General features: G+C 74.4%; 20 protein-coding genes. 15 read left to right on the forward strand and 5 right to left on the reverse strand.

Annotation, left to right across the window (positions count from 1 at the left end):
* Nucleotides 1–228 precede the first annotated feature (228 nt).
* From E4P39_RS02580 to E4P39_RS02585, 3 genes are all read right to left on the reverse strand, one after another.
* The gene (locus E4P39_RS02580; RefSeq protein WP_135134852.1) at nucleotides 229–435 is read right to left on the reverse strand and encodes a hypothetical protein; all 207 of its coding nucleotides are present in this window, start codon (nucleotides 433–435) and stop codon (nucleotides 229–231) included.
* Nucleotides 436–580: 145 nt separating this feature from the next.
* The gene (locus tag E4P39_RS22105) at nucleotides 581–748 is read right to left on the reverse strand and encodes a hypothetical protein (RefSeq protein WP_167761533.1); all 168 of its coding nucleotides are present in this window, start codon (nucleotides 746–748) and stop codon (nucleotides 581–583) included.
* 153 nt (nucleotides 749–901) lie between these two features.
* Nucleotides 902–1633 carry an NUDIX domain-containing protein gene (locus tag E4P39_RS02585; RefSeq protein ID WP_135134853.1) on the reverse strand — a complete coding sequence of 244 codons (732 nt, stop codon included), beginning with the start codon at nucleotides 1631–1633 and terminating at the stop codon, nucleotides 902–904.
* Between the two features lie 71 nt (nucleotides 1634–1704).
* Here E4P39_RS02585 and nadA point away from each other — a divergent pair, with 71 nt between their 5' ends.
* The 6 genes from nadA (at nucleotide 1705) to E4P39_RS02615 (ending at nucleotide 8925) form a co-directional block, all read left to right on the forward strand.
* On the forward strand, nucleotides 1705–2718 hold the full coding sequence (gene nadA, locus E4P39_RS02590; RefSeq protein WP_135134854.1) for a quinolinate synthase NadA: 1014 nt from the start codon (nucleotides 1705–1707) through the stop codon (nucleotides 2716–2718).
* Entirely contained in the window at nucleotides 2715–4388 is a 1674-nt protein-coding gene (locus E4P39_RS02595; RefSeq protein WP_135134855.1) for an L-aspartate oxidase, read from the forward strand. Before nadA ends, E4P39_RS02595 begins: the two co-directional genes overlap by 4 nt.
* Nucleotides 4385–5269 carry a carboxylating nicotinate-nucleotide diphosphorylase gene (gene nadC / locus E4P39_RS02600; protein WP_135134856.1) on the forward strand — a complete coding sequence of 295 codons (885 nt, stop codon included), beginning with the start codon at nucleotides 4385–4387 and terminating at the stop codon, nucleotides 5267–5269. Before E4P39_RS02595 ends, nadC begins: the two co-directional genes overlap by 4 nt.
* A gap of 346 nt (nucleotides 5270–5615) precedes the next feature.
* Nucleotides 5616–5867: a DUF4242 domain-containing protein gene (locus E4P39_RS02605; protein ID WP_135134857.1), complete on the forward strand. Its 252-nt coding sequence runs from the start codon at nucleotides 5616–5618 to the stop codon at nucleotides 5865–5867.
* A gap of 254 nt (nucleotides 5868–6121) precedes the next feature.
* Complete coding sequence (locus E4P39_RS02610) at nucleotides 6122–8068, forward strand: EAL domain-containing protein (RefSeq protein ID WP_245159592.1); 1947 nt, start codon at nucleotides 6122–6124, stop codon at nucleotides 8066–8068.
* 71 nt (nucleotides 8069–8139) lie between these two features.
* Nucleotides 8140–8925 carry a transglutaminase family protein gene (locus E4P39_RS02615; RefSeq protein WP_135134858.1) on the forward strand — a complete coding sequence of 262 codons (786 nt, stop codon included), beginning with the start codon at nucleotides 8140–8142 and terminating at the stop codon, nucleotides 8923–8925.
* Here the strand turns inward: E4P39_RS02615 and E4P39_RS02620 are convergent.
* Both E4P39_RS02620 and E4P39_RS02625 read right to left on the reverse strand, forming a co-directional pair.
* Nucleotides 8864–9844: a pyridoxamine 5'-phosphate oxidase family protein gene (locus tag E4P39_RS02620; protein ID WP_209306308.1), complete on the reverse strand. Its 981-nt coding sequence runs from the start codon at nucleotides 9842–9844 to the stop codon at nucleotides 8864–8866. The two genes, E4P39_RS02615 and E4P39_RS02620, sit on opposite strands and share 62 nt — an antisense overlap.
* A gap of 56 nt (nucleotides 9845–9900) precedes the next feature.
* Nucleotides 9901–11325, reverse strand: coding sequence for an NAD(P)/FAD-dependent oxidoreductase (locus E4P39_RS02625; RefSeq protein WP_135134859.1), 1425 nt, complete (start codon nucleotides 11323–11325; stop codon nucleotides 9901–9903).
* A gap of 74 nt (nucleotides 11326–11399) precedes the next feature.
* On the opposite strand from E4P39_RS02625, the gene E4P39_RS02630 reads away from it, so the two are divergent.
* The 9 genes from E4P39_RS02630 (at nucleotide 11400) to E4P39_RS02670 (ending at nucleotide 21257) form a co-directional block, all read left to right on the forward strand.
* On the forward strand, nucleotides 11400–13028 hold the full coding sequence (locus tag E4P39_RS02630; RefSeq protein ID WP_209306309.1) for a thiamine pyrophosphate-binding protein: 1629 nt from the start codon (nucleotides 11400–11402) through the stop codon (nucleotides 13026–13028).
* Between the two features lie 58 nt (nucleotides 13029–13086).
* The gene (locus E4P39_RS02635) at nucleotides 13087–13599 is read left to right on the forward strand and encodes a flavin reductase family protein (protein ID WP_135134861.1); all 513 of its coding nucleotides are present in this window, start codon (nucleotides 13087–13089) and stop codon (nucleotides 13597–13599) included.
* Nucleotides 13600–13683: 84 nt separating this feature from the next.
* Nucleotides 13684–14268, forward strand: coding sequence for a sigma-70 family RNA polymerase sigma factor (locus E4P39_RS02640; protein WP_245159593.1), 585 nt, complete (start codon nucleotides 13684–13686; stop codon nucleotides 14266–14268).
* Nucleotides 14252–15331, forward strand: a complete 1080-nt coding sequence (locus E4P39_RS02645; protein ID WP_135134862.1) for a hypothetical protein — start codon at nucleotides 14252–14254, stop codon at nucleotides 15329–15331. Before E4P39_RS02640 ends, E4P39_RS02645 begins: the two co-directional genes overlap by 17 nt.
* Before the next feature lie 19 nt (nucleotides 15332–15350).
* Nucleotides 15351–16337: an ABC transporter ATP-binding protein gene (locus E4P39_RS02650; RefSeq protein WP_245159594.1), complete on the forward strand. Its 987-nt coding sequence runs from the start codon at nucleotides 15351–15353 to the stop codon at nucleotides 16335–16337.
* A 227-nt stretch (nucleotides 16338–16564) separates the two neighbouring features.
* Nucleotides 16565–17416: an ABC transporter permease subunit gene (locus E4P39_RS02655; protein ID WP_135134864.1), complete on the forward strand. Its 852-nt coding sequence runs from the start codon at nucleotides 16565–16567 to the stop codon at nucleotides 17414–17416.
* Between the two features lie 134 nt (nucleotides 17417–17550).
* Complete coding sequence (locus tag E4P39_RS02660; RefSeq protein ID WP_135134865.1) at nucleotides 17551–20154, forward strand: bifunctional FO biosynthesis protein CofGH; 2604 nt, start codon at nucleotides 17551–17553, stop codon at nucleotides 20152–20154.
* Nucleotides 20155–20226: 72 nt separating this feature from the next.
* Nucleotides 20227–20658, forward strand: a complete 432-nt coding sequence (locus E4P39_RS02665) for a hypothetical protein (protein WP_135134866.1) — start codon at nucleotides 20227–20229, stop codon at nucleotides 20656–20658.
* A 134-nt stretch (nucleotides 20659–20792) separates the two neighbouring features.
* Complete coding sequence (locus E4P39_RS02670) at nucleotides 20793–21257, forward strand: hypothetical protein (RefSeq protein ID WP_135134867.1); 465 nt, start codon at nucleotides 20793–20795, stop codon at nucleotides 21255–21257.

Consider the following 21257-nt stretch of genomic DNA (forward strand, 5'->3'; position numbering starts at 1 on the left):
CCCACCGCCGACGGCGGCCGAGCCCGCGCCCGCTCCGGCCCCGCCCCCGGCGGCACCGGTGCCGCTTCCGCCGGCACCCGTCCCGCCGAGCGTTCCGTTGCCGCCGGCACCGCTGCCGCCTGCGCCTCCGCCGGCACTGGTCCCCGGCGTGACCTGCGGCCTACCGCTCCAGCCCGTCTGCCCACCGCCGGCCTGATCGGCGGGCGGTGTCCGAGCTCTTCGCGCGGGTCAGTCCGCGGCGGCGAACCGGTTCCGCGTCACCGGCCCCACGCGGTCGGCGAGAGCACGCCGGCCGTTCCGCAGACGCTGCACCGCCGCACGAACGGAGGAGGAGGTCGACTCCCCCTGCTCACGGCGCTCCGCGGCCAATCCCAGCACCGCAACCACGACCGCGAGGCCGTACCAGGCCCCGAGGGCCCCCATCGTCCATGCCATGACAGTTCCGTCTCCTCGATCGACAAACGTCCTCATGGCGTTATCGGGCGTTCGTCGGCCCAGGCGAGCCGAAGCCGGGCCCTTTCTCACTCGGAGGGGTGCTGATCAGCCCTGGGCCGTGGCTCAGCCCTGGGCCGCGGCCGGGTCAGCCCGGGTGAACGACCACCGAGTGCGGGAACGGATCGTTGCTGTCGTCGAAGGCGCCGAGGTGCGAGAAGGCGACGAGGCCGGCCGCGGCGGCCACGGCGGCGAGGGACGCGGCGACCCTCCGGGCCCACTCCTGGGCGCGGCCCCGGCCACTCGTGTCCGTCATGGCGGCAATCCTCGCCGCCCAGGTGACCGTCCGTGACCGTCGCCCCGGCCATGCGCCCGTTCGGGCGACGCATATCCCTCGAAGGGGCCGGGCCGGACCACCGTCCGTCACCGGACCAAGCCGTGGTCCGCCCGCGAACGGCGTCGGCGCCGGTCAGGAGACGGACCCGCCCGCCCGGCCCGGCCGCTCGGTGGGTGGGCGGAGGACGGCGAACGGGTCGGTGACCTCCAGCGTCGGGGACGCGAACCGGTAGAGCATCGCCGGGCGTCCCCCGGCGCGGCCGGACGCCGTGTGCTCCCCCGTCGCCGCCAGCACACCCCGGCGCAGCAGCACCCGCTGGAGGTTCGTCGCCGTCACCTCGTAGCCCAGTGCGGCGACGTAGACCTCGCGCAGCTCCGCGATCGTGAACGTCGGCGGGGCGAGGGCGAACCCCACGTTCGTGTACGAGAGCTTCGCCCGCAGCCGGGCGAGCGCCGAGCCCACGACCGAGCCGTGGTCGAACGCGGTCACCGGCAATGCGTCCACCGGGTGCCACGTGGTGTCCTCCGGCAGGACCGGGTCCAGGTCGGACGGGATCAGCCCCAGGTAGGCCGTCGCCACCGTCCGACCCCGTGGGTCGCGGGACGGGTCGCTACGCGTCTCCAGCTGCTCGAGGTGCGCGAGCTGCCGCACCTCGACCTTCGACGCCAGCTGCCGCGCGACCGACGCGCCCAGCGTCTCGTCGGCCAGGAGCGGTCCGCCGGGCAGCGCCCACGCGCCCGCGAACGGCTCGGCCGCGCGCCGCCAGAGCATGACGTGCAGCCGCGCCGACCGGACCTGCAGCACCACGGCGAGCGCGTGGTGGGGATAGGCCGGCCGATCCGGTGAGGACCACACAGATGTCACGACGGGAATGCTAGGTTGCTCCCGTCGGTTTTCGACTGTGAGTAAGAAACCACCCCCCGACGGAGGCCCCGGTGACCGCCATCCTCACCGCCCCGACCGCAGCCACCTGGTCCGATGAGCAGTGGGCCTCCTGGCGCGCCGACGTGCGCCGGCTCGCCGCCGAGCGGGACGCGGTGATCCTGGCGCACAACTACCAGGCCCCGGAGATCCAGGACGTCGCCGACCACGTGGGCGACTCCCTCGCGCTCTCGCGGCTCGCGGCCTCGAGCGACGCCTCCACGATCGTCTTCGCCGGCGTCCACTTCATGGCCGAGACCGCCAAGATCCTCGCGCCGGAGAAGACCGTGCTGGTCCCGGACGCGAACGCGGGCTGCTCGCTGGCCGACACGATCACGGCCGATCAGCTGCGCGCCTGGAAGGCCGAGCACCCCGGCGCGGTCGTCGTCTCCTACGTCAACACCACCGCCGAGGTGAAGGCCGAGACCGACGTCTGCTGCACGTCGTCCAACGCCGTCGAGGTCGTCGAGTCGATCCCGGCCGACCGCGAGGTGCTCTTCCTCCCCGACCAGTTCCTCGGCGCGCACGTCCAGCGCGTCACCGGGCGGCAGAACATGCGCATCTGGATGGGCGAGTGCCACGTGCACGCCGGCATCTCCCCCACCGACCTGCGGCAGAGCGTCGCGAACGCCCCCGACGCCGAGCTGCTCGTCCACCCCGAGTGCGGCTGCGCCACGAGCGCGCTCTGGATGGTCTCGGACGGCCAGCTGCCGACCGAGCGGGTCCACGTGCTGTCCACGGGCGGAATGCTGGAGGAGGCCCGGCGGACGACGGCGAAGCGGGTGCTGGTCGCGACCGAGATCGGCATGCTCCACCAGCTCCGCCAGGCCAACCCGGTCACGGACTTCCAGCCGGTCAACGCCCGCGCGGCCTGCCCCTACATGAAGATGTCGACGCCGGAGAAGCTGCTGCGCGCCCTGCGCGAGGGCCGCGACGAGGTCACCGTCGACCCCGACATCGCCGCCCGGGCCCGCTCCGCCGTCGAGGCGATGATCGCCCTCGGCACGCCGTCCCCGGTCGCGGAATGAGGCTGCTCCCGGTGCGGCGCACCGCCGTCGTCTGCACCGCGCTGCCACTGCCCCCCGCCGCCCGGCGCCGCACGACCGACGTCGTGGTCGTCGGCAGCGGCGCCGCCGGTCTGATGACCGCCGTCGCGCTGGCCGACGCCGGACGCGCCGTCACCCTGGTCACCAAGGGGGCGCTCGGTGACGGCAGCACCGCGTGGGCCCAGGGCGGCCTCGCCGCGGTCCTCGGGCCCGACGACGACGCCGACCTGCACGTCGAGGACACCCTGGTCGCCGGTGCGGGCCTCTGCGACGAGGACGCCGTCCGCACCCTGGTCGCGGAGGCGCCCGCCGCCATCGCCGAGCTGCGAGCGCTCGGCGCCCGCCTCGACCTGGCGACGGACGGACGCCCGGCGCTGACCCGGGAGGGCGGGCACAGCCGCGACCGGATCGTGCACGCCGGCGGCGATGCCAGCGGTGCCGAGGTCACCCGCACGCTGACCGGCGCACTCCGGGCCCGCGGCATCGACGTGCTCGAGCACACCGCCGCCCTCGACGCCCTGCGCAGCGCCGACGGCCGGGTCGTCGGTCTCCGGGTCGCCCGCATCGACGACGGCGCGCTGGTCGACCACACCGAGCTCCGCGCGCGGGCCGTCGTCCTCGCCACCGGCGGGTACGGGCAGGTCTACGCGGCCGCCTCCGCCCCCGCGGGCACCACCGGCGACGGCCTCGCTTTGGCGCTGCGCGCCGGCGCCGAGGTCTCCGACGTCGAGATGGTGCAGTTCCACCCGACGGTGCTCTGGACGGGGCCGGGCGCCGAGGGGCAGCAGACGCTGGTCTCCGAGGCCGTGCGCGGCGAGGGTGCCGTGCTGGTCGACGGGTCGGGACGCCGGATCATGGTCGGCGCCCACCCGCTGGCCGACCTCGCCCCGCGCGACGTCGTGTCCGCCACGATCGCCACCCACCTCGCGGCGACCGGCGAGCAGCACGTCTGGCTCGACGCGACCGCGCTCGGGGCCGAATTCCTCGCCCGCCGCTTCCCCGGCATCCTCCGCGCCTGCCGCGAGGCCGGATTCGACCTCACCCGCGAGCCCGTGCCGGTCGCCCCGGCCGCGCACTACACGTGCGGCGGCGTGCTGGCCGACCTCGACGGGCGGACGAGCGTGACCGGTCTCTACGCCGTCGGCGAGGTCGCGTGCACCGGCGTCCACGGCGCCAACCGGCTGGCCTCCAACTCGATTCCGGAGGGGCTGGTCGCGGCCCGGCGGTGCGCGGAGCTGCTCGCGGACGAGCTGCCCACCGGCGGGGAACACGTCGACGGCAGAGCTTCGACCGGGGCGATCGACGCCACCGCCCGGCCGGCCGTCACCGCCGCCATGACCCGGTTCGCCGGCGTCCTGCGCGACGGGGAAGGCCTTCGCCGGCTGACCGGCGTGCTGGCCGGCGTCCCCCGGCTGGCCCGGCGCCGCCCCCTGGACGTGGCCGCGCTCGAGGCGACCGCGCTGCACACCGTCGCGACCCTGGTGAGCACCGGGGCCCTGGCCCGGACGGAGAGCCGGGGCGCGCACCGGCGGTCCGACGCACCCGGGACCCGACCCGAGTGGCAGGTCCGTCTCGTGCACCGGCTCGACGACGACGGCCGGCTGCACACGCGCACCGAGCCGATCCGCGTGCCTGCCCGGGTCGTGGCATGACACTGCGCCGCGAGATCGCCGCCGCCCTCACGTCGGCCGGGCTCGACCCGGCCGAGGTCGAGGCGGTCATCCGCCGAGCGCTGGAGGAGGACCTCGCCTACGGCCCCGACGTCACCACCGAGGCGACGGTTCCCCATAACGCACGGGCCACCGGGGTCGTCGTCCCGCGGTCGGCCGGTGTGCTCGCCGGGGTGCCGGTCGCCGCGGCCGTCTTCGACCTCATCGGGGGCCCGGCCGTGGACGTCGTCCTGCACGCGACGGACGGGACGCCGGCCGAGCCGGGGCGTGCCGTCCTCACCGTCAGCGGCCCCACCCGGGCGCTGCTGACCGCCGAGCGAACCGCGCTGAACCTGGTGAGCCACCTGTCCGGCGTGGCGACGATCACCGGCCGCTGGGTGGACGCCGTCGCCGGCACCGGCGCGGCCATCCGGGACACCCGCAAGACCACCCCCGGGCTGCGCGCGCTGGAGAAGTACGCCGTCCGCTGCGGCGGCGGGGTCAACCACCGGATGGGCCTCGGCGACGCCGCGCTGATCAAGGACAACCACGTGGCCGCCGCGGGCGGTCTCACGGCGGCGGTCGAGGCGGTAAGGGCGACCGCGCCGGACGTCCACCTGGAGGTCGAGTGCGACACGCTCGACCAGGTCAAGGAGGCGCTCGCGGCCGGGGTGGAGCTCGTGCTGCTCGACAACTTCGGGCTGGGTCAGACCCGCGAAGCCGTGGCGATGGTCCGCGGCACCGGCGTCCGGCTGGAGGCCAGTGGCGGGCTCGACCTGGCCCGGGCGGCCGCGGTGGCCGCCACGGGAGTCGACTACCTGGCCGTCGGCGCGCTCACCCACAGCGCCCCGGTGCTCGATCTCGGCTTCGACCTACGCGGCTGAGTCGTCCCGCGGCGGCGCCGGATGCGCGTCGAGGAAGCGCTGCGCCCGCTGCGTCTCCCGTCGGGACTGCGCCTCCACCCAGCGGTCCTCGTCGGTCTCGGTCGCCACGCCTGCAGCCTGTCCGACCACCGCGGCCGCGGCCGACCCGCGACGACCCGTTCCGCGTCGGGTGACGGTCGGCGAAGGCACCGCGCACCGCTGTGACGCCCCGCGGGCCCGCTCTCGTCGGCGCTCCGCGCACCGCGAACCGCGGACTTCCCGCGTGCAGGGGGGCGCAGGACAATGCGTCGTCCAGCCCAGCGCGGCCGGCACATCCGCACGCCGGCCCTGTCCCAAGGAGCCAGGCATGGCCCTCTTCATGGACGTGCACAACAAGGTGGACGGCCTCACCGCCGAGGCCGTCGCGGGGGCGCACCAGCGGGACCTCGAGGTGCAGGCCAAGCACGGCGTCGAGTACCAGCGCTACTGGTTCGACGAGGCCTCGGGCAAGGTGTTCTGCCTGGTCGAGGCGCCCGACGCCGAGGCCGCGGCGACGGTCCACCGCGAAGCGCACGGCCTGCTGGCCGACGAGATCATCCCCGTTCGCGAAGGAAGCTGACCGCCCGCGCATTCCCCCGATCAACGCCCGTCCAGCGCCCCCTCGGCGACCCGGAGAGATCTCCGAGCGGGCGGTGATCCCGGTGGGCGCCGTCCCCACTTGTTGCCAAAGTTCGGGCGACGCTCCCGTAGCCGCGAGGTACGAGAGACCCCTGTGACGGGAGCTGCGCTTTCTCACGTCGAGTGACGGCGCGAACACGACTCTCCGTCGGCAGGTTCCGTCACTTCTCGCTTCGAGTGAGTGACTCTGTGGTCGTGAGCCTTCCCGCGCCCGAGATGCCCCGGCCCCCCGCGGGCACCCCCGGAGCCGCCCGGCAGCGACTGCGGGCCATCGACACCCTGCTCGCCGACCGCGGCCAGCTCTTCCAGGCCCTGTTCCTCTCCGCCCCCATCCCGAAGGCGCTCGTCGACCTCGACGGCCACATCCTCGTGGCGAACCCGATGCTGTGCGCCCTCGCGGGACGCACTGCCGAGGAGCTCGCCGGGCGGCACCTGGACCTGCTGGACCACCCCGACAACCCGGTCGTCGGCGACCTCGGCCTGGACGCCGCGCCGGGCGAGCCGCAGCTGGACCCGCACCTGCTCAACGACGGGGAGCGCCGGCTGCGGCGCTCCGACGGCAGCGAGCTCTGGGTGGTCCAGTCCCACGAGGTCGTCCGGCACAACACCGGCGCCCCGCAGTTCGTCGTCCTCTCGCTCGTGGACGTCACCGACCGCCGCCGCGCGGAGGAGGACCTGGTCCGCCGCGCGTTCGTCGACCCGCTCACCGGCCTGCCCAACGCCCGCGCCCTCACCGACCGGCTGCGGCACGCGGTCGCGCTGTCCCGGCGCCGCGGGCTGCAGGTGGGCCTGGTGCACCTCAACATCGACCGCTTCAAGGCGGTCAACGACACCCTCGGCCACGAGGCCGGCGACCTGCTGCTCTGCCAGGTGGCCGACCGGCTCCGGTGGAGCACCCGCGTCGAGGACACCGCGGTGCGCCTCGGCGCGGACGAGTTCCTCGTGGTCGCCGAGGACGTCGAGGACCTGGACGGCCTGCGCGCGCTCGCCGACCGCCTGCTCGGCGTGCTCGACGAGCCGTTCGTCGTCAACGAGCGCGAGATCAGCCTGTCGGCCAGCGTGGGGCTCACCCTCGGCGCGGACATGACCCCCGACGACCTGCTGCGCCAGGCCCAGAGCGCGCTGACCAAGGCCAAGTCCGAGGGCAGCCGCGCCCGCGTCGAGGTCTACGAGGCCGCGCTCACCCACGGCGAGATCGACGCGCTCCAGCTGGAGACCGACCTGCGCCACGCGCTCGACAACGAGGAGCTGCGGCTCTTCTACCAGCCGATCGTGCACCTGGCCGACGAGACGCTGCTGGGCTACGAGGCGCTGATCCGCTGGGAGCACCCGACCCGAGGGCTCCTCCCCCCGGCGGCCTTCCTGTCCGCCGCCGAGGACAACCGGCTGACCGCCAAGCTCGGCGCCTGGGTGCTCCGGCGGGCCTGCAACGACGCCGCCTCCTGGCCGCCGGACCTCCGCGTGCACGTCAACATCTCCGCCCGCCACCTCGCCGAGGAGGGCTTCAGCGAGCTCGTCGCCGCGGCGCTGGCGGAGTCCGGCCTGGCCCCCGAGCGGCTCGAGCTCGAGATCACCGAGTCGACGGCGCTGTTCGCGGCGGAGGCCACCCTGCACTCGGTCGCCGTCGTCACCGATCAGGGCGTCACGCTCGCCCTGGACGACTTCGGCACGGGCTACTCGGCGATCACCGCACTGCACCGGCTGCCCATCCACACCGTCAAGATCGACCGCTCCTTCGTCGCCGACGTGGTGACCGAGCCGGCCACGGCCGCCCTCGTCCAAGGGCTGCTCCAGCTCGGGCGGGGCATGGGGCTGCAGGTCATCGCCGAGGGCATCGAGGACCTCGACCAGGCCGCCTGGCTGCTCGACCACGGGTGCGCCATGGCGCAGGGCTACGCGTTCGGCCGGCCGGCGCCGCTGCCCAGCCCCACCGAGGTGCTGCTCGGCGAGCTCATCGACGCCCCGGCCGAGATCGTCGCCGGCGAGCTCATGCCCGAGCCGCTGCCGCCGATGACGCGACCGGCCCCGCGCGGGATCGACCCGGCCGCGGCCTTCCACCACGACTTCGGCGTCGACGAGACCGGTGAGTTCGTGACGCGCCGGGACCTGTTCGAGGACCTGGTCGACCCCGAGGACGACTGACCCGGACGGCCGACGGGCTGCGTGAGGGAGCACACAGGGCGTCGGACCTGCGAAGACGCAACGATGCAGCCATGCGCATCGACGTCGCCGCCACGCTCACCGTCTCCTCCCCCGCCCCGGCGACGGCGCTCCTCCAGGTCGCCGTCGCCGCCCCGGTGTCCGAGCAGCTGACGGTCCTCTCCGGCGCCACTTCCGTGGAGCCGGAGGAGCTCGAGGTGGACGGCGCCCGGGTGCACCGCCTCGAGCTGCGCGAGGGGCAGACCACCATCACCTACTCCGCCGCGGCGGAGACCGGCGGAGGCCCGCGCCCGGTGACGCCGGCCGAGTGGGCCGCGGCGCTGCGTCCCAGCCGCTACTGCCCGTCGGACCAGCTCGAAGGGTTCGCCACCACCGAGTTCGACCGCTCCCTGCCGCGGGCCGAGCTCGTGCCCGCCGTCGCCGAGTGGGTGAACCGGCGCCTGGTCTACACCTCCGGCGCCAGCCGGCCGGTGGACACCGCCGTCGACACGCTCCTGGCGGGCCAGGGCGTGTGCCGCGACTACGCGCACCTCACGATCACGCTGCTCCGGGCGCTGGAGATCCCCGCGCGGCTGGTGGCCGTCTACGCGCCGGGGCTGTCCCCGATGGACTTCCACGCGGTGGTCGAGGCCGACATCGACGGCACCTGGTGCGTGGTCGACGCCACCCGGCTGGCGCCGACCAGCTCGCTGGTGCGGATCTGCGCCGGCCGGGACGCCGCCGACACCGCGTTCCTGTCGCTGTTCGGCGGTCAGGCGCGGTTCGAGTCGATGACCGTCACGGCGACGACGGCGGGCCTGCTGCCACCCCCGGACGACGCGCCGTTCCCACTGCCTTGATCGTCCTCAGGTCGGCCCACGGGATCGGCGGGCGGGCCAGCGAGCGGCGGTCCAGGTAGCCCTGCGCGGTGCGCCGGAGTGCGCGCAGCTGACGAATGATCGCCAGGGGGGTCGCGGTGCCACCGCCGCCGATGATCCGCTCGGGCCGGAAGGTCCAGCCGTCACCCTCGACGAGCTCCCCGGTCACGACGACGCTTCGCAGCGACCACAGCTGCTCGTCGTGGGAGTGGGCGAGCAGGCTGACCGGCCCCGGTCGCAGCGAGTCGTCCGGGGGCACGGCCAGCCGCAGCCGCCCGGCGGCGGCCGGCCCCGTGACGCGGACCCGCCGGAGGCTCGGCATGCCGTCGTCGGTGCGGCTGGCCAGGACCGCGCTGGGATAGCCCGCCAGCTCCGACAGCGCCGCACCGGACACACCCTGCGATCCGCCGTCCGGAACGGTCGCCGGGCCCGGCGGCAGCGGCGGCCGGACCGTCCAGGCCGTCGGGGTCACCGTGATCAGCAGCCGCATGTAGTACCAGTCGAAGAACCGTCGGGTGACGGCGTTGGCGCCGTAGGTCTTGTTGAAGGGCTGCCTCTCGTGCAGCCGCCGCCAGTACTCGGCGTTGGGCAGGACGTCTGTGACGATCTCGTCGGGGCAGACGGCCGTGCCCTGGACGAGCACCTGCGGAGCGCCGACCAGGCCGCTGGCCGTCGGCTCGCTGAACAGCATCGCCACCCGGCCGTCGCGGCGGATGTTGTAGGCCTTCTGGGGCAGCGCGATCGACGTCGTGATGAGGAACGTGCCGTCCGGGCGGTGCAGCGTGGCCGTGGGCCAGGCGATCGGCACGCCGTCCTTGCCGAGGGTGGCGAACTCGCAGGTGCGATACCGATCGAGGACGGCGAGGACGTCCGGATCGGATGGCGGCATCGCGCTCGTCATGTGCGGCGGCTCCAGTGCGGCGGGCAGCGGGCGGGCCCGATGCTGGCAGCACGGAATCACCCGCGGTAGGTCTCCAGCAGCCGCAGCCAGATCTCGTTGATCGTCGGATAGGCCGGGACGGCGTGCCACAGCCGCGCGATCGGCACCTCGCCGACGATCGCGATGGTCGCCGCCTGGATCATCTCGGCGACACCGGACCCGATGAACGTCATCCCGAGCAGCACCTCGCGCTCGGTGTCGAGAACCGCGATCGCCGTCCCCGTGTAGCCGTCGGCGAACACCGAGGCCCCGGCCACGTTGCCGATCGCGTACTCGACGACGCGGTGCGGCAGCTCGCGCCTCGCCGCCTCGACCGACGTCAGCCCCACGCTCGCGACCTGCGGATCGGTGAAGACGACGGACGGCGTCGCGTCGTGGTCGGCGGTGGCCACGAACGGCGACCAGGCGGCCATCGAGACCTGCTCGCCCTTCGCGCGCGCGACGATCGCCGCACCGGCCTGGCGTGCCTGGTACTTGCCCATGTGGGTGAGCAGCTTCCGGCCGTTGACGTCACCGATCCCGTAGAGCCAGTCGGAGCCGCGGACCCGCAGGGAGTCGTCGACGTCGAGGTACCTGCCCGCCTCCAGCCCGACGGTCTCCACGCCGATGCCCGTGGTGCGCGGCCGGCGGCCGACGGCGACCAGGACCTCGTCGCCGCGCACCTCGCCCTCGGGCGTCGTGAGCACCACCTCGGAGCCGTCGCGGCGGGCCGCGCTCACGCCGCTGCCCAGCCGGAGGTCGACCCCGTGCTCGCGCAGAGAGGCGGCGACGGCGTCGCCGGCGGCCGGTTCCAGCGGTGGCAGCAGACGGTCCCCCAGTTCGATGAGGGTGATCTGCGAGCCGAGCGCTTGCCAGGCCGTCGCCATCTCGCAGCCGACCACCCCGCCGCCGACGACCAGCAGGCGGCCGGGCACCTCCTTGGCGCTGGTGGCCTCGCGCGGCGTCCACGGCTCGATCTCGCGCAGCCCCTCGATCGGCGGGACGGCCGCGTCGGAGCCGGTGCAGACCGCGACCGCGTGCCGGGCGGTGAGCCGGGTCTCGGTGCCGTCCGCGTCGGTGACGACGACGGTCTTCTCGCCGTCCAGCCGCCCCGTGCCGCGGACCAGGGTGATCCCGGCGCCCAGCACCCACGCGGCCTGCCCGGAGTCGTCCCAGTGCGAGGTGAACGTGTTGCGACGTTCGAGGGTCGCCGCGACGTCCTGCTCCCCCGTGACGGCCTGCGCCGCCCCGGACACCGCACGCGCCTCGGTCAGCGCCTCGGTTCCGCGCAGCAGCGCCTTGCTCGGCATGCAGGCCCAGTAGGAGCACTCACCGCCGACGAGCTCGGACTCGACGAGCGCCGCGGTCAGACCACCCCGGACGACGATGTCGGCGACGTTCTCCCCCGTCGACCCGGCACCGAGGACGACGACGTCATAGGTGCTGTCCGCTGCACTGGTCATGCCACTGATCCTGTCGGTGTGGTCGACTGCCCGCCATGCCCCTCGGCGCCACGCGGTCCGGCGGAGACCCCGCGATGAGCCCCGCACCACCCGTCGCCCGACGGATCCTCGAGGCGTTCGCGGCGGCCGGCGTGCGGACGGCCTTCGGACTCCCCGGCGTGCACAACCTGTCCTTCTGGCGCGAGACCGGATCCGGGCTGCCGAGGATCGTCGGGGTCCGGCACGAGCAGACCGCCGTCTACGCGGCCGACGGGCTGGCGCGCTCGACCGGCGGGCTCGGCGTCGCCCTCACCACGACCGGCCCCGGCGCCGCGAACGCCGCCGGCGCGTTCGGGGAGGCCGCGGCGTCGGGTACCCCGGTGGTGCTGGTGGCCAGCGAGGTGTCGACCCAGCTGGCGCGGCCCGGCGTCCGCCGCGGGATCCTGCACGAGTCCCGCGACCAGGCCGGCATCTTCGAACCGCTGGCCAAGGCGGTGTTCCGGCCGAGGACTCCGGAGGACGCCGCCACGGCCGTGGCCGAGGCCATCCGCGCCGCCATGACGGGTCCTCGCGGCCCGGTCTACCTGGACGTCCCGACCGATGTCCTGTCCGAGCCGGGCCCGCCGGTTCCCGAGCTGTCCGTCGACCGCACCGCGCCGGACGAGGCCTCGGTCCACGCCCTGCACACGCTGGTCGAGCGGTCCCCGAACGTCGTCCTGTGGATCGGCGGCGGCGCCGTCCAGGCCGACGCAGGCGCCGAGGTGGCGGCACTCGCCGAACGGCTGCAGGCCCCGGTGGTGACGACCTTCGCGGCGCGCGGCATCCTCCCGGCGGACCATCCCTGCACCGTGGGCCTCCCGCCGCACGAGCCCGAGGTCGCCGCGCTGATCGCCGACGCGGATCTGATGATCGCGGTGGGCAGCGACTTCGACGGGATGATGACCCGGAACTGGTCGATGCCGTTGCCCGCCGCGATGGCGGCCGTCAACTGCGACCCCGCGGACCTCACCAAGAACTACGAGCCGGCCGTGGCCCTGCTCGCCGACGCGAAGCTCGCCCTGCGCGCGCTGCTGACGCTGCCCGGCCGGCCCCGGCCCCCGGTCGAGGAACGTCTGGCGGACATCCGTGCCACGTGCTGGGACCGGCTCGGTACGGATCCCCGAGCCGCGGCAGGACTCGAGTTCCTGCAGTCGGTCCGGACCGGGCTGCCGGCCGGCGCGGTGGTCGTCGCGGACATGGCCATTCCTGGCTACTGGTTCGGTGGCTACGGCCGCGTGGACCGGCCGAGGACGCTGCAGTACCCCGTCGGCTGGGGAACGCTCGGCTACGCACTGCCCGCCTCCATCGGCCCGGGGGTCCTCCGGGACCGTCCGGTGCTCGCGGTGTGCGGGGACGGCGGCTTCATGTTCGCCGTCGGTGAGCTGGCGACGCTCGCGCAGGAACGGCTCCCGGTGACCGTCCTCGTCGTCGACGACGGCGGCTACGGGATGCTGCGCTACGACCAGGACCACGCCGGAGACGAGCACCGCGGTGTCGATCTGGTGCGCCCGGACTTCGCTGCGCTCGCCGAGTCCTTCGGCATCGCGGCGGCGAGGGTGAGCGGGGTGGGACCGGCGCTGGCCGGGGCCCTCGCCGAGGCCATGGGCAGCGGCGAGCCGCGGCTGGTGGTCACGGAGGCCGCCATGGTCCCCCCGCGCACCACGTCCCCGCGCTGGCACGAGTGACCTGATCCGACCGGGGACGCCGGCCCCTCGGCGCTCGGCGTGTGGTCGACTGGCCGCCATGCCCGTCGATCCCGCGGACTTCACCACGGCGCTGCGGCAGTACGCCGCCGGCGTCTGCCTGCTCACCGTGCAGGACGACATCGACGACGTCGGGACGACGGTCAGCTCGGTCATGAGCGTCTCCGCCGCGCCACCGCTGGTCGCCGTCGGGCTGACCGCCGGCGGGTACCCGGTCGAGGTGCTCGAGGCGGTCGGCCGGTGCGCGCTGACCGTGCTGGGCGCGCAGCACGCGATCGTGGCCAGCCGGTTCGCCTCGCACGGGCGGCCCAGCGCACGCCACCTGCTCGAGTCGGTGCCGTGGACGCGCGCCACCGGCAGCGGCGCGATCGTCCTCCGCGACGGCCTGGCCTCGGTGGACTGCCGGCTGGAGCGCCTCGTGCCGGCCGGCGACCACGTGCTGGCCCTCCTGGAGCTCGAGGACGTCCCGGTGCTCAACCCGGCCGCCGCGCCGCTGGTCCGCCTGCGCGGCCGATACGTCGACGAGTCGGGCAGCGCCCTCGGCCGACCGTGACCGGCTGCCGGGAAGATCTGCCGGTGCGTGTCACATTCCGGGCGTCGGCGGTGCTCTCTCCATGTGGAACTCATTCGGCCGGCGGTGACCGCCCCCCTGTCGGTGGCCGGACTGCGCCCGGCCCGGCCTGAGCGGACGGGGACGGGGACGGTGGGCATCTCGCGGGACCGGACGGACATCCGGCCGGATCTCGAGGCCGTGTTCCGCAGCGACTACCCGCGGGTGGTGTCGATCGCCGCCCGCGTCCTCGGCTCGCGCGATCAGGCCGAGGACGTCGCCCAGGAGGTGTTCCTCTCCTTCGGCCGCTCGTCGGTACCGGTGGGCGAGGCCGCGGGCTGGCTGACCGTGGCCGCCACGCACACGGCCCTCAACCTGCTCCGCTCCGGGCGCCGCCGCAGCGCACGGGAGGAGTCCGCCGGCGACGGCCCGACCGTCGTCCCCGATGTCGCCGACCTCGTGATCACCCGCGAGGAACGGAGCTCCGTCCGTGCCGCGCTCGCCCGGCTGCCGCACAAGCAGGCCGCCGCGCTTGTGCTCCGGCACAGCGGCCTCAGCTACGCCGAGGTCGCCGCCGCACTCGATCTGTCCCCAGGGAGCGTGGGCACCACCGTGCGCCGCGCCGAGTCCGTCCTGCTCAAGGAGCTGAACCGCCATGCGTCACCCGAGTGAGGGCGTCCTGCGCCGACTGGTCGACGAGCCGGCCGGTGTGACCGACGACGATCGCGCCCACGTCGCCGCCTGCCCGGCCTGCCTGGCTGCACTGGACACCGCCCGCGCCGACGCGCGGCTCGTCGGCGCCGCGCTGGCGACCTCCGGCGCCGTCGACACCGACGCGGCGTGGGCCCGGCTCTCGACGACGACCGCGACCGCCGCACCGCGGCCGGCTGCCTTCAGCAGCCGGCGGAGCCGCTGGCGGACGACGGTTCGCCGTCCCGCGATCGCCGCACTCAGCGCGGTGGTCCTGGTGACCGGAGCGGGCGTCGCCGCGGCCAACGACTGGCTGCCGATCTTCCAGACCGAGCGCGTCGATCCGGTCGAGATCACCTCGACCGACCTCGTCCAGGTGCCCGACCTGTCCGCCTACGGCGACCTCGAGGTCACGAAGGAACCGGCGCCGGAGCAGGTGGCCGACGCGGCCGCTGCCCGTGAGCGGACCGGTCTCGACGTCCCCGAGGTGGCCGAGCTGCCCGAGGGCGTGACCGGGACCCCGGCCTACCAGGCCGCCGGCGTCGCGAGCGCCACGTTCACCTTCTCGGCGGCGAAGGCGGCCCAGGCGGCCGCCGCCGAGGGCGAGGTCCTGCCGCCCCCGCCCGCCGGGCTCGACGGCAGCTCGCTGCGGCTCGATGCCGGTCCGGCCGTCGCGGCGATCTGGTCGCAGCCGACCGGCGTGCCGACGCTCGTCGTCGCCCGGGTGGTCGCACCCACGGTCTACTCGTCGGGCGTGCCGTTCGAGACCGTGCGCGACTACCTGCTGTCCCTCCCCGGCCTGCCCGACGGGCTCGCGGACCAGCTGCGCGACCTATCGGCCGAGGGCGGAACGCTGCCGCTGCCCGTACCGGCGGAGCTGGTGACCAGCTCCACGGCCGACGTCGGCGGCTCGGAGGCGACCGTGCTCACCTCCCGCGACGGGCTCTTCGCCGGGGTGGTCTGGGTCGAGGACGGGGTGATGACGGGTGTCGCCGGAACGCTGAGCGCCGACGAGCTCCTGTCGGTCGCCCGTGACCTCAGCTGAGGCCACTAGCGTCCGGGGAGTGACCACCGAGATCCCGGCCGCGGCCCCCACGGCCGACGTGCTCGCCGGCCTGCCGGCGTCGCCGGCGGTCTGGTGCTCCGGTCTGCGCAAGCGGTACGGACGCCAGACCGCCGTCGACGACGTCTCCTTCACGGTCGCCCGCGGCGAGGTGCTGGGCCTGCTGGGCCCCAACGGTGCCGGCAAGACCAGCGTCATCAAGATGCTGCTGGGCCTCGTGCAGCCCGACGCGGGCGAGGTGATGCTGCTCGGCCGGCGGTCGTCCGATCCACGGTCGCGCAGTGCCGTCGGCTACCTGCCCGAGCTGTTCCGCTACCAGCCGTGGCTGACCCCGACCGAGGTGCTCGACCTGCACGTCCGGCTCTCACGGGCCGACGTCGGTGCCTCCGAGAGCCGCGAGTGCCTGGCCCTCGTCGGCCTGGCGGACCGTGCCGGCGACCGGGTCGGCGGGTTCTCCAAGGGCATGCAGCAGCGGCTCGGGCTCGCGGTCGCGCTGGTCGCCCGGCCGGAGCTCGTCGTGCTCGACGAGCCGACGAGCGCGCTCGACCCGCTCGGCCGGGTCGACGTCCGGGACCTCGTGCTCTCGCTGAAGTCGCGCGGCATCGCCGTGCTGCTCAACTCCCACCTCATCGGGGAGGTCGAGCGCGTGTGCGACCGGGTGGTGATCCTCGACAAGGGCCGGGTGGCGGCATCGGGCAGCCTCGCCGAGCTGCTGGTTCAGCGCGAGGTCCGGCTGCGGCTGGCCGACGCGGACGGCCGTGCGGAGGACCGGATGCGCGCCTCCGGCACGCTGACGCGCAGCGGCGACTGGTTCACCGTCCAGCTCGCCGCGGACGACGACGGCGTCACCGTGCCCGACCTGGTGCGCGACCTCGTCGGCCTGGGTGTCCGCGTGCACGCCGTCGAGCCGGCGCGGATCAGCCTCGAGGAGCGCCTGCTCGCCGTGCTGCGGCACGAGGAGCCCGCCCGCGCGGAGCCCGCCCCGTGACCGAGCTTGCGAGGTCACGGACGGACACGGCACCGCCGGTCGCGTGGCCGACGAGCGCCGGCGAGGAGGGCACGTGACCGAGCTTGCGAGGTCACCGATGGACACAGCACCGCCGGTCGCGTGGCCGACGAGCGCCGGCGAGGAGGGCACGTGACCGAGCTTGCGAGGTCACCGATGGACACGGCACCGCCGGTCGCGTGGCCGACGAGCGCCGGCGAGGAGGCCACGTGACCGCACTGATCATCGCCGGGCTCACGTTGCGCGAGGCCGCCCGACGGCGGGTCGTGTGGGCACTCCTGGCGCTCACCGTGGTGCTGCTCGCGCTCAGCGGCTGGGGCTTCTCGAAGCTGATCGGCCTGGACAGCGAGCTGGGCACCATGACCAGCGGGGAAGCACGCCTCGTCGCCTCGCTGCTGCTCAACCTGATCATGTTCGGCTTCAGCCTCATCGCGGCGATCGGCACGGCCTTCCTCGCCGGGCCCACCCTGGCCGGCGAGGTCGAGTCCGGGCAGGCGCTGGCGATCCTCGCCCGCCCGGTCCGCCGCTCGGCCGTGCTGCTTGGGAAGTGGCTCGGCCTGGCCGCCTTCGGCTGCGGTTACGTGATCCTGGCCGGCCTCGCCCAGATCCTCGTCGTCTTCTTCGTGGTCGGCTATTGGCCGCCGGCGCCGGCCACCGGGCTCGCGCTGCTCGCGGCGGAGACCGTCGTGCTGCTGACGCTGGCTCTCCTGCTGTCCAGCGTCGTCTCGCCGATGGCCTCGGGCATCGTCTCCGTCGGGCTGTTCGGGGCGACGTGGGTCGCCGGAGTGGTCGGGGGGCTCGGCGGGGCGCTGGGCAACGAGGGCGTCGAGCGCGTGGGCATCGTGTCGCGGATGATCCTGCCCACCGACGGGCTGTGGCGCGGGGCGATGAACGGCTTCCAGGACCCGGGCGCCCTCTTCCAGATGAACGCCGACGAGGGGGGTGGGTTCCCGTTCCTGGCCGACGCCCCGCTGACCCCCGCGTACCTGGTCTGGGCCGCGGTGTGGATCGCCGTGATCTGGGGTCTGACCGCGCTGTCCTTCTCGCGCCGCGACGTGTGAGCGCTGCGGCGGCGCGAGTGTGCGGAAATCGGGGCCTCGACCGCGGCTGAGCCCCGATTTCTGCACACTCGCCGCACCGGCGGCCGGGGCAGGAGTTCTGGACCCACGCTGCCGCGACTAGCGTTCTCGGCGTCATGAGTCCGCTGCCTCCTCCGTCCGGGTCTGCCGTCCGCCGCGCCGTCGTGCGCGCCGAGCGGGGTGTCGCGCTGGACGCCATCGAGGCGGAGACGCTGCTGCACGCCCGCGGGCTCGGCGAGGGCGAGCCGCTCGACCGGCTGCTGGCGGCCGCCGGTCGGGTCCGCGACGCCGGGCTGGCCTCGGCCGGGCGGCCGGGCGTCGTCACCTACAGCCGCAAGGTGTTCATCCCGCTCACCCACCTGTGCCGCGACCGCTGCCACTACTGCACGTTCGTGACGACGCCGGGGCAGCTGCGCGCCGCCGGCAAGGCGCCCTACCTCTCCCCCGACGAGGTCCTCGACGTCGCCCGGGCCGGCGCGGCGATGGGCTGCAAGGAGGCGCTGTTCACCCTCGGCGACCGGCCGGAGGAGCGCTGGCCGGTGGCCCGCGAGTGGCTGCACGCACACGGCTTCGACTCGACCCTGGCCTATCTGCGCGCCATGGCGATCCGGGTGCTGGAGGAGACCGGGCTGCTCCCCCACCTCAACCCGGGCGTGCTGTCGTGGGAGGAGATCCAGCGGCTCAAGCCGGTCTCCGCCTCCATGGGGATGATGCTGGAGACCACGGCGACGCGGCTCTGGTCGGAGCCCGGCGGCCCGCACTTCGGCTCGCCCGACAAGGAGCCCGCCGTCCGGCTGCGGGTGCTCGAGAACGCCGGCCGCTCCGCCGTCCCGTTCACGACCGGCGTGCTGCTGGGGATCGGGGAGAACTACGCCGAGCGCGTCGACGCGATCCGCGAGATCAAGGCCTCGGCGCAGCGGCACGGGCACGTGCAGGAGGTCATCGTCCAGAACTTCCGCGCGAAGCCGCGGACGGCGATGCAGGCGCACGACGACCTGGACCTGCAGGAGTACGTGGCCGCGGTGGCCGTGACCCGGCTGCTGCTCGGCCCGAAGGCACGGGTGCAGGCGCCACCGAACCTGTCGGACTCCACCGAGCTCGGGCTCCTGCTCCGGGCCGGGGTCGACGACTGGGGCGGTGTGTCGCCGCTGACCCCCGACCACGTCAATCCCGAGCGGCCGTGGCCGAACATCGACAAGCTCGCGCTGCTCACCGCGGAAGCCGGTTTCGAGCTGCGCGAGCGGCTGGCCGCCCAGCCCCCGTACGTGCTCGCGCCCGAGCCGTGGCTGGACCCGCGGGTGCGCCCGCACGTGTTCGCCCTCGCCGGACCGGACGGGCTCGCCGTCGAGGGCCGGGTCCCGGTGGGCCTGCCCTGGCAGGAGCCGGACGAGTCGTGGACGTCGTCGGGCCGGGTCGACCTGCACGTCGAGGTGGACACGATCGGCCGGACGTCGGACCGGCGCAGCGACTTCGATGCCGTCTACGGCGACTGGGCCGAACTCCGCGACCGGACGACGTCAGCACGGGACGGGCACTCCACCGCGCTGCACGCCGGCGACCGCGAGGTGCTGGCCGCACTGCTGCACGCCGAGCAGGACCCGGCCGGGCTGAGCGACGCCGAGTACCTCGCCCTGCTCGGCGCGGACGGCACGGACCTGGAGAACCTCGCCGCGCTGGCCGATGCCGTCCGCGCCGACGTCAACGGCGACTCAGTCACCTACGTCGTGAACCGGAACATCAACTTCACCAACGTCTGCTACACCGGCTGCCGGTTCTGCGCCTTCGCCCAGCGGCGCACCGACGCCGACGCCTACACGCTGTCGATGCAGCAGGTGGGCGACCGGGTGGACGAGGCGTGGGCGGCCGGCGCGACCGAGATCTGCATGCAGGGCGGCATCCACCCCGACCTGCCCGGCACGGCGTACTTCGACCTGGCCCGCGAGGTGAAGAAGCGGCAGCCCGGCATCCATCTGCACGCGTTCAGCCCGATGGAGATCGTCAACGGCGCGGCCCGCACCGGGCTGTCGTTCGTCGACTTCCTCACCGCCGCGAAGGAGGCGGGCCTGGACTCGGTGCCGGGCACCGCGGCGGAGATCCTCGACGACGACGTCCGCTGGGTGCTGACCAAGGGCAAGCTGCCGACGGCGACCTGGCTGGAGATCGTCCGGACGGCGCACCGCGTGGGCCTGCCGACCACCTCGACGATGATGTACGGGCACGTGGACACCCCGGCGCACTGGGTCGCGCACCTGCGGACCCTGGCCGCGCTGCAGGACGAGACCGGCGGCTTCACCGAGTTCGTGCTGCTGCCCTTCGTGCACCACAACTCCCCGATCTACCTGGCCGGCGTGGCCCGCCCGGGGCCGACGGTGCGGGAGAACCGGGCCGTGCACGCCGTCGCCCGGCTGTTGCTGCACGGGCGGATCCACAACATCCAGACGTCGTGGGTGAAGCTGGCCGAGGCCGGCACGAAGGCGGTGCTGCGGGGCGGGGCGAACGACCTGGGCGGCACGCTGATGGAGGAGACGATCAGCCGGATGGCCGGCAGCGAGAACGGCTCGCTGAAGACGATCGCCGAGCTGGAGGCCATCGCCGCCGCCGTCGGGCGTCCGGCCCGTCAGCGCACCACCGAGTACGGCACGCCGTCCGCCGAGCGCCTCGCCACCGCGCGCTCCGACGACGGCCGGCGCCGGCTCACGCTGTCGATCACGCCGTCCTGACGGAGTCACTCGCACGGGCGCCACGCAGAACAGCTTCTTGCTCGGCCGCCGCGGCCCTGGGAGTCTCCGCGCGTGACGACGACCGAGGCCCGCCCGCGGACCGACCGCGACTGGCGGCTGGTGGGGTGGCTGATCGCCGTGGCCGTGCTGGGCACCCTGCCCTACCTGATCGGGGTACTCCTGCCCTACTACGTCAACGGCCTGCACCTCCTGCCGCTGGAGGAGATGGCGAGCGGTCGGCACGATCCCAAGGATCTGTGGCCGCAGGGATTCGTCGGGGGCCTTGCCCAGTTGGCCGGCTTCCTCTCGCTCGCCCTGACGCCGCTCGCCCTGGCCTTCATAGGTCTCGGGAGCGCGGCGGCGGGGATCGCCGGCCTGCTGACCGGAGACATCCGCCGCACCGCCGCGGCAGCGATGATCGTCCTCACCGGCGCGTGCGCCCTGGGGCTCGCCTGGTTCCTCGGGGACACCAGCGCTGCCCTCACCACGTGGCGGATGGACTGATCGCGCACGCCAGCGAGGCTCCGCGCCGGGGCCTGCGTTCCTCGTAGGTTCCGACCACCCTGACCTCCGGTGGCGCGTCGCGCTTCCGGGTCACGGGCCTTGTCGCCCCACCGCTCGCCTGCCAGGCTGCGGCCGTGGCGGTGGCGGTGACGGTGACGGTGACGAAGGAGGCGGACACGAGCACGCCGCGCACGTGGCGGTCGGTCGTCGTCCTGGTGGCCTGGCTCGTGGCCTGCGTCGCCCCTTTCGTGGTGGGCCTGGTGATTCCGTACTACGTGAACGGCCTCGATGCCCTGCCGCTGGCCGAGCTCACGAGCGGGGCGCATGACCCGAAGGACCTCTGGCCGCAGGGCAGCGGGCGCGGCTGGGTGGATCTGGCCGCCGGCCTCTCGCTGTCCTTGGCGCCGCTCGGGGTGATGGCCGTCGGAGGGCTCAGCGCGCTCGCCGTCGTCCAGGAATTCGGAACCTTCCCGCAGAGCCGGCGGGCTGCACGTCCCGTCGCCGTCGCGCTGCTCCTCGTGGCGCTCACCGTCGCCGCGCTGCTGATCTGGTCCGCCACACCGATGGCCTCCGCGCTGGTGAGCTGGCGCCTCGACTGA

Source organism: Blastococcus sp. CT_GayMR19 (genome assembly GCF_004570385.1).
In the GTDB taxonomy this organism is placed as follows: domain Bacteria; phylum Actinomycetota; class Actinomycetes; order Mycobacteriales; family Geodermatophilaceae; genus Blastococcus_B.